The sequence below is a fragment of the Roseivirga seohaensis subsp. aquiponti genome (assembly GCF_001267955.1).
In the GTDB taxonomy this organism is placed as follows: domain Bacteria; phylum Bacteroidota; class Bacteroidia; order Cytophagales; family Cyclobacteriaceae; genus Roseivirga; species Roseivirga seohaensis.
In genome coordinates this window covers 187368-201610 of record NZ_JSVA01000001.1, presented here as the reverse complement: position 1 = coordinate 201610, position 14243 = coordinate 187368, and the positions used below count along the sequence as shown (strand labels likewise).

Here is a 14243-nt window from a genome sequence, read left to right as displayed (position 1 = left end):
TAATTGAGGAATTGATTAATTTCCTCCGTTAGCTCTTTGCATTGGGTTAGAACCTGTTGCTTGACCTCTGGCGCCAGCGCCTCCACCTCTAAACATTTCGAAACGAGAAGGCTTATTTACTCTTGGGAAGTAATTATTGTCTTCATTGGTATCTGCTGTTTCGCGCTTAGGGTCAATTCGAATCTGAACCACTTCCTTGTCTTTCATAAAAGCCTTGGTCACTTTATCTTCGTTCTTTCTCCAGATATAAGCAGGAATTCTTTCAATTTCAGTAGTTCCATCGGCATAAGTCCATTCAATAATGATTGGCATTACGAGGCCGCCTTGATTAGAAAAATCTATTTGGTAGAAGTTTTTGTTACTACCTAACATGGCTCTTTCCTCATCGCTTAATGAAGCACTGAATCTTCGGTAGGCAGTTTTAGCCTCTTCGGTCACTTTGAATTCATCATAAGAATAATAGAAATCCTGAAGGCCTTTGTCCTTCTCTGCATAATATGTCATGCCTTCTTCTTTATTCTTGTCCTTTCTGATGTCATAATCAGCTTCTGCTGCTTCTGCCTTCATTCTTGGGTATTCCACCTCTGGATTTTTAGTATCTAGTTTGTACCATTTTACATCGTCAATCGAAATATCAGTATGGTCAATTGTAAAGTACCAGCCTCTAATAAACCAGTCGATATCTACAGCAGAAGCATCTTCTAAAGTTCTGAAAAGATCGTCTGGAGTAGGGTGTTTGAAAGCCCAACGTTTTGCATATTCTTTAAAGGCAAAATCAAAAAGTTCACGGCCCATAATGGTTTCTCTCAAAATATTTAAACCAGTAGCCGCTTTAGCATAAGCGTTATTTCCAAAACCAATAATATTTTCAGAGTTCGTCATAATTGGCTCTAGCTGGTCTTTTGGTAAAGCCATGTAAGGAGCAATTTTATGTGCTGGGCCTCTTCTTGACGGATAGTTTTCATCAAACTCTTGCTCGGTTAAGTATTGCATGAAAGTGTTCAAACCTTCATCCATCCATGTCCATTGGCGCTCATCAGAGTTTACAATCATAGGAAAGAAGTTATGGCCAACTTCGTGAATGATTACACCAATTGCACCCCATTTGGTCGATTCTGGGTAAGTGCCGTCAGGCAATGTTCTTCCATAGTTAAAGCAAATCATTGGGTACTCCATTCCGTTAGAAGCCTCTACAGAAATCGCTACTGGGTACGGATATGGAATAGTATATTTTGAATACGTTTTAAGCGTATGTGCTACGGCTTTGGTTGAATAACGCGCATAAATTCCATAGGCTTCTTTCGCATAGTACGACATGGCCATTGGGTTTTCACTACGGCCTTCAATATCTACGGCCATCGCATCCCAAACAAATTTTCTAGAAGATGTCCATGCAAAATCGCGAACATTTTCCGCTTTAAAATTCCAAGTTTTCTTACCTGTTGGTTTTCCTTTTTCAGCCGCTTTGGCTTCTTCTAAAGTCACAATTTCAACTGGCTCATCATGCGATTTTTTCGCTTGCTCCCATCTTTTTCTTTGTTCCGCAGTCAGTACAGCGTTAGGATTTTGAAGTACCCCTGTTGAACCAACAATATGATCGTTTGGCACTGTCATTTTTACGTCAAAATCTCCAAAAGTCAAAGCAAACTCTCCACGGCCTGTAAACTGCTTGTTGTTCCAGCCTTGGAAATCAGAATATACGGCCATTCTTGGATACCAGCCAGTAATGGTATACAAGTAGTTTCCATCTTCAGGAAAATACTCATGACCACCTCTAGCACCAGATTCATCTCTTGGCGTTGTATTGTACCACCATTTAATTCCGAATGTCATTTTATCTCCTGGCTTCAAAGGCGAAGGAAGGTCGATTCGCATCATTGTTTGGTTAATGGTATAGGTCATGTCGGCTCCTTTGGCATCTTTCACTTCGGTAATGTGAAAGCCCCAATCGTTATCGTGACCATTTAGTGCTTTAATCTGATCATAACTCATTCTGCTTCGAATAGCACTTTCTTCCCATTTATACACCGGGTTATCTGGTTGTCTTACGTTCTCATCTAAAGAAATCCACAAATACTGAAGTGCATCAGGGGAGTTGTTGTAATATGTGATTTTTTCAGAACCCGTCAGTCGCTGATTGGTATCGTCCAACTCGGCTTCAATCACATAGTCGGCCTTTTGTTGCCAATATTCATGGCCTGGTGCTCCAGACGCGGTACGGTACACACTTGGGTCACGGAGCATTCGCTCCAATTGCTCAAAACGTTTACCGTGGTTGCTATTAATCACTTGGGCCAAAGATTGGCCAGAAATGAAAACAACCGCTGCTACTACGAAAAGTAATCGTTTCATATTCATTCGTTTATTAGATTTTTAAATCTTATTTGGTAACCTTTCTCTCAAAAGGCAAATATCTTTCCTCTAAAACCTCGAGAAATAAGGGCTCAATTTATAAAAGCTATTCTAGAATTGATAGATATAGTTTAATCTCTTTCCTCTGAAAGCCGAGAGGGTATTACCAAAACTTCATCTCTATCATCATGGTAATTGCTATACCAGCAATAGCAGAAGAAACTACCAAATTCCAGTCTCTTCTTGAAACGCTAAATAGGCCAGTAAAAACTGCTGAAATAATCATGAAAACAGCAACAATGATTATTTGTCCGAGTTCAAGACCAATATTGAAGGCCAATAATTGGGTAATGATACTCTCGTTTTTTCCTAAAAGGCTTTTTAAATAATTCGAAAAACCTAAACCATGAATCAGACCAAAAAACAGGGCAAAAAAGTAATTGAGGTTGAGTACCGAAGGTTTTAACGAGTTTTGTTTGCGAATAATATTGCTAAAAGCAGTAATGAAAATGGTAACAGGAATTAAAAATTCGATGATATCGGTACGGAAATTGACTAGTTCGAAAGTACTTAAAGCAAGTGTAATGGAATGTCCAATGGTAAAAGCGGTGACCAGAATCAGTACTTTTTTCCAATCTTGGGCTACGTAAATGGCACAAAGCGCGATTACAAAAAGTATGTGGTCGAAACCATAGATGTCGAGGATGTGTTCGTGTCCTAGTTGGAAATAAAGCTTAAACTGATCCATTCTTGTATTTTGGTGACTTGCTCACAGATTTTCACTTAGCTTTGCAATAATAAAACTTAATTTTTGAAGCACATACAAATAGCTTAAACCATGCCCACTAAGCTTTTATATACGGTGATAATTGGCCTTTTTTGGAGCTTACACCCTTTTCATGTGAGTGTTTGCGATATGGAGTACAATCGAGAGGCAAAAGCACTTCAAATTAGCCAACGCATATTTATGGACGATCTCGCCACTGGCCTTCAGAGCTTCCATAAAATGGACTACATAGACACCTACAAACCTAAAGACCCAAAAAAACTCGACAGTTTGATTAATGAATACATTCAAGCCAAGATTTTCATTACAATTGATGGTAAAAATGCCAAACTCGATTATATCGGTAGCGAGTTAGAAGGCGATGCGCGCTGGTGCTATATTGAAGTAAAAAACATAAGCTCCATTTCTGAGTTAGACATTTCGAACGTTGTATTATTCGAGTCGTTTCCGGAGCAAGAAAACATTGTTCACCTCAAGGTGAACAATCAGCTAAAAAGCTATAAACTCAATAAAAAGGAAATTTCACACCTCTTTAAATTTACCCAATGAAACCTTTAGGTTTTTTATCTATACTGCTTTTACTTACCGCTTGTGAGTTTGGAAAAAAGGAAAGTGTAACTACTCCAGAAGTGGTTCAGCCTATTCCAAAAGCCACTTTTGTGAGTTACGAACTCAATAAAATTTCAGAGAAAAAAGGGCCATGCGTGGCCGATGGAAAAGGAGAAAAATGTTTGAGTATAGAAATTCAGTACCCAACTCTCGAAGGCGGTGCCTCTGACGCAGTGTTGGATTCGATCAACCGACAAATACAGCATGATATTTTGAACTATGCCTTTATCAGCGAGCCTAAAGATGACTTCAAATTGCTGATTGAGGAAATGAGCCAAGAGTATGAAAAAATACTCGATGAAAACAAAGATTATAAAACTGGCTGGCTTCTAGAAATTAGCTCAGATATCATTCATCAAGATTCAAGCTATATCAGTACTGCAACCACCATTTTCACCTTCACGGGTGGTGCGCACCCCAACTCTATGCAATTGTACCGAAGTTATGACCTCACCACTGGAAAAGCATTAGAACTAAGCGATATTCTGGTAGAAGGTTATGAAGAAGAACTGAATAAGTTAGCCGAAATAGAATTTCGCATGGACAAGAAAATTCCGCCTAGCGAACCTTTAGATGAACAAGGTTACTTCTTTGAAAATGGCCAATTTCAGCTCAATAGCAATTTTGCCATTATGAATAAGACCTTGTTGTTTTATTACAATGCATACGAAATTGGCCCTTATTCTATGGGGCCAACTGAGCTAGAGCTAAAGTTGACGGACTATGTAAACCTGATCAAACCATCAGGAGTTCTTCACGATCTGAACGATTAATTGTGTTGCACGTAGTGCTCCCACTTTTCAAGTACCGCTTTAAAGTCTTCAGGCAATTCTGAATTGAATTGCTCAAACTTACCCGTTACTGGATGTACAAAACCTAATGATTTGGCGTGAAGGGCTTGCCTAGGCATAATTTTAAAGCAGTTGTCTACAAAAGATTTGTACTTAGAAAATTGTGTCCCCTTCAAAACTTTATCTCCACCATAAGTAGCATCATTAAAAAGCGGATGCCCAAGGTGTTTCATATGCGCTCTAATTTGATGCGTTCGGCCTGTTTCTAGGTTACACTGGATTAGAGTTACGTAACGGAGCTTCTTCAAAATTTTATAGTGCGTTACCGCATGGCGGCCACGACTTCCATCTTCAATGGCCACGGTTACTCTACGGTCCTTTTCACTACGGCCAAGGTTTACATCAATAGTGCCCATTTCTTCATTGGGTTCGCCCCAAACTAAAGCATAATAGGTACGCTCAATAGAGTGATCGAAAAACTGCTTGGCCAAGCCAGCCATAGCCTTTTCGCTTTTGGCAATCACCAAAAGTCCAGAAGTATCTTTGTCTATTCGGTGTACAAGGCCAGGTCTGCCCTCATTGTTTTGCATGGTAGGCAGGTTCTGAAAATGGTAGGTGAGCGCATTTACCAACGTACCCGACCAATTGTTATAAGCAGGATGCACCACCATTCCCGCCTCTTTATTTACGATCATCAAGTGATCGTCTTCAAATACAATATTGAGAGGAATATTTTCCGCAACTACTTCGGTATCGCGCGGAGGCTCAGGCAAAGCCACCACAATTTCATCACCCGGGTGTACCTTATAATTAGGTTTTATCGCTTCACCATTAACTAATACAAAACCATCTTTAATGCCTTGCTGCACCTTATTTCGGGTCACATTGGGCAATCTGTCCATCAAGAATTTGTCTATCCGATAAGGCACCTGACCTTTGTCTGCCACAATTCTATGATGTTCAAAAAGTTCGTCTTGTTCGTCTATGTCTTCCGCGTAATTCTTCATGTATTCCTATCTGGCTACAAACTTCCGCTATTAAGGCTTATAAAGCAAGGGCATGGCCTTTGGCCAAGAAGTTGAACAGGGATCAGAAAATCAGTTGTTTGGCACTTTCATTAAACAAAAGCGCTAATTCCAGTAATGTCTCTGCCCACAATCAGCGAGTTCACTTCTTTGGTGCCTTCATAAGTATAGAGCGCTTCGGCATCGGCCACAAATCTGGCGATGTTGTGCTCCAGCAAAATTCCGTTTCCGCCAAAAATCTCGCGCGCGTGACCGACAATTTCTCTTGTGTGTTTTGTACAAGCCACTTTGGCCAATGAAGCCTGCTGGTCCGTCATTGTTCCTTCATCTTGTAATTTTGAAAGGTGAAAAGCCATGCTCTGAATGGCGGTTAAATCGGTAAGCATTTGCACCAATAAATCTTGTACCAGCTGAAAACTCGCAATGGGTTTTCCGAATTGGTAGCGTTGGGTAGAATATTCTAAAGCACATTCGTAAGCACCTCTGGCACAACCCACCGCCTGCCAAGCCACACCAGCTCGGGTAGCTTTTAATACTTTAGAAGTATCTTTAAACGAATTACATTCTTGCAATCTATTTTCTTCAGAAATCTCACAATTGGTTAAGGTGATCAGCGCATTTTGAACGGTTCGTAAGGCCATTTTATCCTCTTGCTTTTCGGCCTTAAAACCCTTTGTTCCTTTTTCTACAATAAAGCCTTTTACCTGATTATCGTCCAGATCTCTCGCCCAAATAATGGTTAGGTCAGCAAAGGTTGCATTGCCAATCCACTTCTTTTGGCCGTTCAAAACCCAGCTATCTCCGTCTCTTTTGCAGGTAGTTTCCAGACCTCCCGCTACAGCCGAACCCACGTTGGGTTCCGTCAAACCAAAAGCGCCAATTTTCTCCATTCTTTGCATAGCTGGTAACCATTTCCATTTTTGTTCTTCACTTCCGCAGAAATAAATACTGCCCATGGCCAAACCACTTTGCACCCCAAAAAAGGTGGAAATAGACGTATCGACCCTGGCCATTTCCATGGTAATAAAACCTTCGAGCAAATAGCTTCCCATAGGGCTGTCGTAACCTTCATAAGTTAAGCCAGCAATGTTGAGTTCTGCCATTTTTGGAATCAACTCCAACGGGAATTTAGCTTTATTCCAGCAGTCGTTAGCGATGGGCTTTACATGCTCGTTCATGAACTCACGCACTTTCAGCTGAATTTCTCTTTCTTCTGGTGTAAGAAAACGGCTGAGGTGGTAATAATCTCCGTCTATCTCTGGCGGCTGGTACACTTTGCCCTTCGACTTAATGATTTTCATGATTTGGTAAAGCTCGGTTTGATTGAGTTTACCTAGGGCATCGATGGTTTCGGATACATCGATTTGAGAGAATACTTTACCGAATTTGCGCAGGCTGGAGAAAACAGACATAGTTTATAGTTTAGCTTATAAACTTGGTTTGGGAATTAAGGTTTTAATATAGTGGTCACTCTGAACTTGTTTCAGAGTCTCTCTAATTAAACGGGTGTGAAACACTCCGAAGCCTCGGAGCAGCATGACAGTTAAATTAGTATTTTTACTTAACAACTGGTATCCCGATCCCTGATCAACTCTTAACTAATTCCCCAATAACGAATAACTACCCCAACTCCTCCTTCAAAAACTTAGCCGTATAGCCCTTCGTGCTTTTGGCCACTTTTTCGGGGGTGCCTTCGGCTATAATCATTCCGCCTTTTTCTCCACCTTCTGGGCCCAGGTCAATTACATGGTCAGCCACTTTCACCACGTCCATATTGTGTTCAATAACCAAAACCGTATTGCCTTTATCTACCAATCGGTTCAGTACATCCAGTAAATGTTGAATGTCCTGGAAGTGAAGACCCGTGGTAGGTTCATCCAAAATATAGAGGGTTTTTCCCGTGTCTTTTTTGGAAAGTTCTGTCGCTAATTTTACGCGTTGTGCTTCCCCGCCTGAAAGTGTAGTAGCGTGCTGGCCAAGCGAAATGTAGCCTAAGCCAACATCGTTTAGGGTTTGAATTTTGCGGAGTATTTTCGGCATGTGCTCGAAGAACTCTACGGCTTGTTCCACCGTCATATCGAGCACATCAGAAATCGATTTACCTTTGTAGCGCACCTCTAAAGTTTCGCGGTTGTAGCGCTTGCCTTTGCAGGTTTCGCAAGGCACATGAACGTTTGGCAGAAAGTCCATTTCAATCAACTTCATTCCGGCACCCTCGCAGGTTTCGCAACGTCCACCTTTTACATTGAAAGAGAAACGCCCGGGCTTATAGCCTCTGATTTTCGCTTCTGGCAATTCGGTAAACAGCGATCGAATATCGCTGAAAACGCCAGTGTAAGTAGCAGGGTTCGAACGTGGCGTTCTACCAATTGGTGACTGATCTACCTCAATTACTTTGTCAATATTTTTGATGCCTTCGAAGCTTTCATACTCCATTGGCGTTTTTCTGGAGCGAAAGAAATACTGGTTCAGAATCGGGAAAAGTGTTTCATGAATCAGGGTTGATTTTCCACTTCCAGAAACACCCGTAATGCAAATCATTTTACCCAAATCGAGCTTTAAGGTTACGTTTTTCAGGTTGTTTCCTTTCGCACCTTTCAGCACTAGTTTTTCTCCGTTGCCTTCTCTTCTTTCTTTCGGAACCTCAATTTTCTTGATGCCTTTTAAATAATCGGCTGTGGTGCTACCCTGCGACAAAAACGAATCGGGTTCTCCTGCAGCCACCACATTTCCCCCATGTCGACCCGCACCCGGCCCAATATCGATGATGTAATCCGAAGCCAACATCATGTCCTTATCGTGCTCAACCACAATAATCGTGTTGCCGATATCGCGTAAGTCCTGAAGGGCTTTGATCAGCTTCACATTGTCTCTCTGATGCAAGCCAATACTCGGCTCATCCATGATATAAAGCACTCCAACTAGTTGTGTACCAATTTGGGTCGCTAAACGAATTCGCTGTGCCTCGCCACCAGAAAGGGTTCTTAGCGGTCGGTCGAGCATTAGGTAATTCAAACCTACATCAAGCAAGAAGCCGATGCGTTTTCGGATTTCTTTAAGCACTTCCGTAGCAATAATTTTCTGCTTATCCGTCAGTCGCTCTTCTAGGTTTTCGAACCATTCCCAAAGGCTGTCAATATCCATTTGAGCCAGCTCTGAAATGTTCTTTTCTGCAATTTTAAAATGCAGTGATTCTTTCTTTAGCCTTGCACCATTACATTCAGGGCAGGTTTTAATCGACATAAAGTCTTCAATCCACTTGCGGGTTTTCTCCGTTCCTTCGTCTTTTTGTTTCTCTAGAAAAGAAATTATGCCTTCGAATTTAGTGTTCCATTCCGTGCCGGGATACTTCTTTGAACTTACCGCCACAGCCACGTCATCGCCATATAAAAGCGTATGCATTACCTCCTCAGGAATATTCTTTATAGGGGTGCTAAGGCTAACCTTGTAACGTTTGAGGATGGCCTCAATTTTCTTGAAAATCCAGATGTCGCGGTAGTCGCCAAGGGGCGCAATTCCTCCACGGCTAATGCTCAACTTATCGTCTGGAATTACGGCTTCACGACTGATTTCTTCTACTTTCCCTAACCCGTTACAGCTTGGGCAAGCACCGTATGGCGAATTGAAAGAAAAGGAGTTTGGGGCAGGTTCGTCATAAGACAAGCCGCTTTCTGGGTCCATTAAATACTTAGAGAAATGATGGACTTGATCGTTTTCATCACTCACCATAATGACACCTTTTCCATGTGTCATGGCAGTTTTTACGCTTTGTGCAATGCGGTAACGGTCTTCTTTCTTAGCGACAATTCGATCGACCACAATTTCAATATCGTGGGTTTTGTAACGATCCACCTGCATCTTTGGCTCCATGTCCATCACTTCACCATCGATACGCACTTTGGTGAAACCCATTTTTCGAATCTGCACAAAGAGTTCGCGATAGTGCCCTTTTCTACCTTTCACGACTGGCGCCAAAAGGATCAATTTCTTTCCTTCAAAGTTTTCAATCAGGTGGTCAATTACTTGATCCTCCGACTGACGAATCATTTTTTTGCCTGTGTTATAAGAATAGGCTTCGCCCGCACGGGCATAAAACAAACGGAGGAAATCGTAAATCTCGGTAAGTGTGCCCACGGTAGAGCGCGGGTTCTTTGAAGTGGTTTTTTGTTCGATGGAAATTACCGGACTCAGGCCGTTGATTTTGTCTACATCGGGTCTTTCCATATCGCCAATAAAAGAACGAGCGTAGGCCGAAAAGCTTTCCATGTACCTGCGCTGACCTTCAGCATAAATGGTATCGAAAGCCAAGGACGATTTTCCAGAACCAGAAATACCGGTAATTACTACCAGTTTGTTTCGGGGAATTACCGTGTCAATATTCTTGAGATTGTGTTCTCTCGCCCCGAAAATTTCTATGTTTTCATGACCAGAAAGGTCTATTGGAGCGAGATCGATTTTTACGTTTTCCTTGAGTTTTTCCATGGATGTGCTGCCAAAAACAGACAATTGGCAAAGGTCAGGATTTACAGATGGAATTACAACTTAGGGTTGATTATTAATGTTTGGATGAAGGGCTAATTATTAGTTGTATCAACGGCTCACTTTTTTCCAACGTTTGAGATCCACCTTGTTTATATCAACTTCTCGAACCCATTGAAACCAAGGTGTGAAATCAGAAACCATGATAATTCGCCTTTGATGTGAGTCATAGTTCTCCTCAAGAATGATCTTTCTATCCGAATAGTACTTGTGCTCATATAGAATTCTTTCTCGATCGTTGAAGCCCTCACCGAGAAAAACGAAAATCATGGCCGTGACCCAAGTGAAGAGCGTAAATCCAATCCCTAAAATAAAACTAACAAACCAATATCGCTCTTTTCTATTTTTCAAATAGTCTATAAGCACTATGAAAGCCGCAGCTACAGGAGTGCTAAATACAACGAATATTATAAAGTCAGTTTCAAAGCCATCATCTCTGAATATAAAAGGAAAGTACTGTCTCAATAATAAATACCCCAACATCAAAGGTATGTAGCACAAACAGAGTTTGAAAGCCCTTCTCATTGCCAACTCTCTATCCATCACATCCCCCTCAATTCATAAGTACCCATAATGGCGAGGTGATCTGAAGTGATTTTGACGGAATCCAAAGAGCGACAACCAATCCCTTTCGAATGGAAAATGTAGTCAATCGGGATTTGGGCTAGGTAAGGGTTCCAAGCAGGGAAAGTTGGAGTCAGCTTTTTACGGCTATCCTGCAGCTCGGTAGTCGATTTGAAATTCTTCAATCGGTTGTCCCAAGGCACCGTATTGAAATCGCCAAGTACCAGAAATTCACCTTTCTTTTCGCTGATGTATTCCTTAGCTATATTCAAGTGTTCGTTGCGGGTATTCCACTTTAACCGAGTGGTTGGCGAACGGGTATGCAAGGCCAAAAAGTTAATTTCCTCCTTATGCATTTTCACCTTTCCGATGATATTGGTGGTGCCTGCCCAATCCACCACTTCCGTATCGATTAGTGGATGTTTGCTAAAGACAGCAATCCCCTGGCTAGCATCGTCATTACTCACCACTTTGGAAAACGGGTATTCATTCGCTAGTCCTTTCTTTAATTCGGTAGCCCATTCCGCACTTACTTCTTGAAAGGAAACAAAATCGGGTGATAGTTGAATGACCCGATCAATGGTGCTTTCATAAGCTTCATTGGTGGACAATACATTGAACTGAAGAACTGTCATCTGTTCCTTTCCTTGAGTAATTTGATAGCCCAGACCAATGGGGCTATTAATCTTAATCAGCAGCAACAGATAAATAGAAAAGTTGATGCCCGCCAAGCGGTAATGGTGCCGAATGATCCAGAAAACACTCAACAGACCATAGACCAACATGGCCTGAAACAAGAAGGATTGAAACAGGGTAAGAGTAAAAGTATACGTTGGGATCAGCAACAAAAGCGCAGGCAATAGCAGCACAGCCGCCAAAGCCCTTTCTTTATTTTTAGGCTGACGCATGAGGCAGTACATTCGAAGTAAGAAAAGCCCGATACGGATTAATATTTTGAGTTTTAACTTATGACGCATGGCTAATGATTTCTTTAGATTTGATATTATACCAGTCTACTTTTCTAGATAAATACATGCAGAAGCCGAGCACCACAACGAGGCCAAAACTGCCTACTAAAAGGGCAAAATCTTCGAGTTGAAGTATGACGAAAATGAAGGAATAAATGAGGGTGAAGAAGCCAAACATGACCATTGCCAACTTTGAGCTTTGCAATATTGATTTAGCGTAGAGCGAAACCATACCCACAATAATAGCCGAGGCAATTAAGTAAGCTTTGTTAAACCCAACTTGTTCCGAAAGGGATAACAACAGGGTGTAGAAAACGGTTAATGCCAACCCAACAAGAATGTATTGAATAGGGTGAATTCGCTTTTTATTCAGAATTTCAACAAAGAAAAAGGTTATGAAAGTGAGAAACAGAATGAGGATGGCATATTTAGCCGACCGTGTGTTGCGCTGATAATTATCGACTGGCTGATAAAGGTCAACACCAAAACTTGAGTTGTTAATTTGATGCGCCTTTCCTTCCCATTGTTGAGGGTAATTTCTGTTCAAATCGAAGACTGACCATTCCGCGGTAAAACCATTATCGGTAATGTTATAGCTATCGGGTAAAAACTGACCACCAAAGCTTGGGTGTGGCCAAGTGGAAGCCAAACTAATATTCGTGGTTTTGCCAATTGGGTTGAAGGAAAGCGACTCGGTTCCGTTGATATTTAAATCGAAGGAAAAGGGAATGGATTTACTCTCCGAATCGATTGCCACTTTACTGTTGACTCCAGAGCTCAATAAGTCTTGAACAGGAATTCCCGAACCCGCACGATAGGTGTTTTCTCCAAATTGAATCTGAATATCAGATTGGATACCCGCCATGTCGGGAATACCGATAGACACAAAAGCTTCTGACCAAAGAATGCTTTCCTCTTCCACTTGAAAACTGCTGAAGTCCAAGGCCTCGAATTGACCTTCTACACTAAGTTCAGAATTGTAAACGATGACTTCGTAAATCCCACGTTTCCTCTTTTCAGGGTTCAGCTTACCTTTTACGTCCAGCTTTGAGGGAAGAAAATGAGCGTAGTGTTTGGTGGTATAAGGACCGTCAACTCCTTTGTGAGTTCTGTTAAACGGAATGGTGAGAATAGGCCCAGTGATCTCAACTGGCGCACCCCATTTTTCAGAGACTTCTTCTACTGCTTCGATCTGATTGATTTTCCTTTCGCTGATCAGCGACTTGATCATTGAGTTGGGGATTAATAATACGGCAATTAGAAAACCGATGGACAGCAACTTTATGCTTACTGAGGTTTTAATGTTGTTGTTAATTTTTTCGAAAATTGACTCTTGCTTTTCTTCCATAATAATTGATTTTAAAAGTACTTTGTATTTCAAAGTGATGGGGTAAAAAAATATTACCCTCTACCAGTTTGTTCTTTAATTAAAGCCTCCAACGCATCGATATGCGCCAGAAAGGCCACCTTGCCAGCTTTCGTGGCCACGTATTTCGTATTGGGTTTTCTACCCACAAATGATTTTTGCACTTCTATATATTTTTCTTTTTCCAAGGCCTTTAAATGGCTGGCCAAGTTACCATCCGTTACTTCCAGTATTTCCTTCAGGCGGTTAAAGTCCATCTCCTCACCCGCAATCAATGCGCTCATGATGCCCAACCTCACCCTGTTTTCAAAGGCCTTATTTAATGTATGTATATTAACTTTCAACGTTCGTATTTAAAGTACATGACCGCACCGTATACAATGTGCATTACGCCAAAACCCAAGGCCCAAATAAGCAAGCCATAACCAGGACTAAGACAAGCCAAAAGCCCAAGGCCTGCTTGAATAATGCCCAAATAGCGAATATCTCTAAAGGTATATTTGCTGGCGTTAATCAATGCCATGCCGTAAAAGATAAGCGTGGCTGGAGCCATAAGCGAAATAAAGCCACGAGTATACAGAATCATCACGAAAAGGCCACCGATTACCAGCGGAATCATAAGATTTAGAATTACTCTTTTTGCGCTATCGTCCCAAGTTTTAACACCGTGCTTCTTGGCTTTTTTAGTAGTGAAATACACCCCTGTGCCTACTGCCAAAACAAACACGGCTACTAAATCTACAACTAGCCATGTCAGGTTTTCTGACACTTGGCGCTGACTGAGCATGTCGTGGTAGAGAATGGTACTGCTATTATAAATCAGCTTATTGGCTATGAATGCACCAATCAACGCATAAATTCCGGCCAAAACCCCCGTTAACCCACTCAACGAAATAAACCGAGAGGATTTCTCCATAATGGAGCGAATCTCGGAGATGTCTTTCAAGTAATCCTTTTCCATATTAAAAGTACTTTGAAACGCAAAGTAAATAATTTGTTTTCATGGTGCAACATTATCTGAAGAAAAACCTTCGCCTTCTACCAATTCAATACCTCTAATAAAAGAGATATTATATGTATAATTGTCCTTTACAATAGATCGATTCCTTGTTAGAAAATGATTATATAGGTAGTTTAAATTAAGTGAGTCACTCAACCACACTGATGAACACAAGAAAATTATTAGGATTTGTTTTTTTAATGCTAGGCTTGGCCAGCCTGCTCACCATAGTACTAATGCCA

At 41.3% G+C, this 14243-nt stretch carries 12 protein-coding genes; 2 read left to right on the top strand and 10 right to left on the bottom strand.

The annotated features are described in order from the left end of the window. Window positions 1–15: 15 nt before the first annotated feature. Window positions 16–2352 carry a M1 family metallopeptidase gene (locus OB69_RS00800; protein ID WP_053221784.1) on the bottom strand — a complete coding sequence of 779 codons (2337 nt, stop codon included), beginning with the start codon at window positions 2350–2352 and terminating at the stop codon, window positions 16–18. Window positions 2353–2515: 163 nt separating this feature from the next. Continuing rightward, on the bottom strand, window positions 2516–3100 hold the full coding sequence (locus OB69_RS00795) for a HupE/UreJ family protein (protein WP_053221783.1): 585 nt from the start codon (window positions 3098–3100) through the stop codon (window positions 2516–2518). Window positions 3101–3190: 90 nt separating this feature from the next. On the opposite strand from OB69_RS00795, the gene OB69_RS00790 reads away from it, so the two are divergent. Together OB69_RS00790 and OB69_RS00785 are read left to right on the top strand one after the other, a co-directional pair. Further along, window positions 3191–3688 (top strand): DUF6702 family protein, encoded by a 498-nt coding sequence (locus OB69_RS00790; RefSeq protein WP_053221782.1) that lies wholly within the window; start codon window positions 3191–3193, stop codon window positions 3686–3688. Further along, the gene (locus OB69_RS00785) at window positions 3685–4521 is read left to right on the top strand and encodes a DUF3298 and DUF4163 domain-containing protein (RefSeq protein ID WP_053221781.1); all 837 of its coding nucleotides are present in this window, start codon (window positions 3685–3687) and stop codon (window positions 4519–4521) included. Before OB69_RS00790 ends, OB69_RS00785 begins: the two co-directional genes overlap by 4 nt. Here the strand turns inward: OB69_RS00785 and OB69_RS00780 are convergent. The 8 genes from OB69_RS00780 to OB69_RS00745 form a co-directional block, all read right to left on the bottom strand. Continuing rightward, entirely contained in the window at window positions 4518–5546 is a 1029-nt protein-coding gene (locus OB69_RS00780) for an RluA family pseudouridine synthase (RefSeq protein ID WP_053221780.1), read from the bottom strand. The two genes, OB69_RS00785 and OB69_RS00780, sit on opposite strands and share 4 nt — an antisense overlap. A 110-nt stretch (window positions 5547–5656) precedes the next feature. Next, window positions 5657–6976, bottom strand: coding sequence for an acyl-CoA dehydrogenase family protein (locus tag OB69_RS00775; protein ID WP_053221779.1), 1320 nt, complete (start codon window positions 6974–6976; stop codon window positions 5657–5659). A gap of 208 nt (window positions 6977–7184) precedes the next feature. Further along, a complete protein-coding gene (gene uvrA / locus OB69_RS00770; protein WP_053221778.1) occupies window positions 7185–10046 on the bottom strand; it encodes an excinuclease ABC subunit UvrA in 2862 nt (953 codons plus the stop codon). A 108-nt stretch (window positions 10047–10154) separates the two neighbouring features. Further along, window positions 10155–10649: a hypothetical protein gene (locus OB69_RS00765; RefSeq protein WP_157608453.1), complete on the bottom strand. Its 495-nt coding sequence runs from the start codon at window positions 10647–10649 to the stop codon at window positions 10155–10157. Continuing rightward, window positions 10646–11644, bottom strand: coding sequence for an endonuclease/exonuclease/phosphatase family protein (locus OB69_RS00760; RefSeq protein WP_082338014.1), 999 nt, complete (start codon window positions 11642–11644; stop codon window positions 10646–10648). Before OB69_RS00760 ends, OB69_RS00765 begins: the two co-directional genes overlap by 4 nt. Continuing rightward, window positions 11634–12983 carry a cell envelope integrity protein CreD gene (gene creD / locus OB69_RS00755; RefSeq protein WP_053221775.1) on the bottom strand — a complete coding sequence of 450 codons (1350 nt, stop codon included), beginning with the start codon at window positions 12981–12983 and terminating at the stop codon, window positions 11634–11636. The genes OB69_RS00760 and creD overlap by 11 nt, the downstream gene beginning before the upstream one ends. 53 nt (window positions 12984–13036) lie before the next feature. Further along, a complete protein-coding gene (locus OB69_RS00750) occupies window positions 13037–13345 on the bottom strand; it encodes a winged helix-turn-helix domain-containing protein (RefSeq protein ID WP_082338013.1) in 309 nt (102 codons plus the stop codon). After that, window positions 13342–13962, bottom strand: coding sequence for a hypothetical protein (locus OB69_RS00745; protein ID WP_053221773.1), 621 nt, complete (start codon window positions 13960–13962; stop codon window positions 13342–13344). The genes OB69_RS00750 and OB69_RS00745 overlap by 4 nt, the downstream gene beginning before the upstream one ends. Window positions 13963–14243 lie beyond the last annotated feature (281 nt).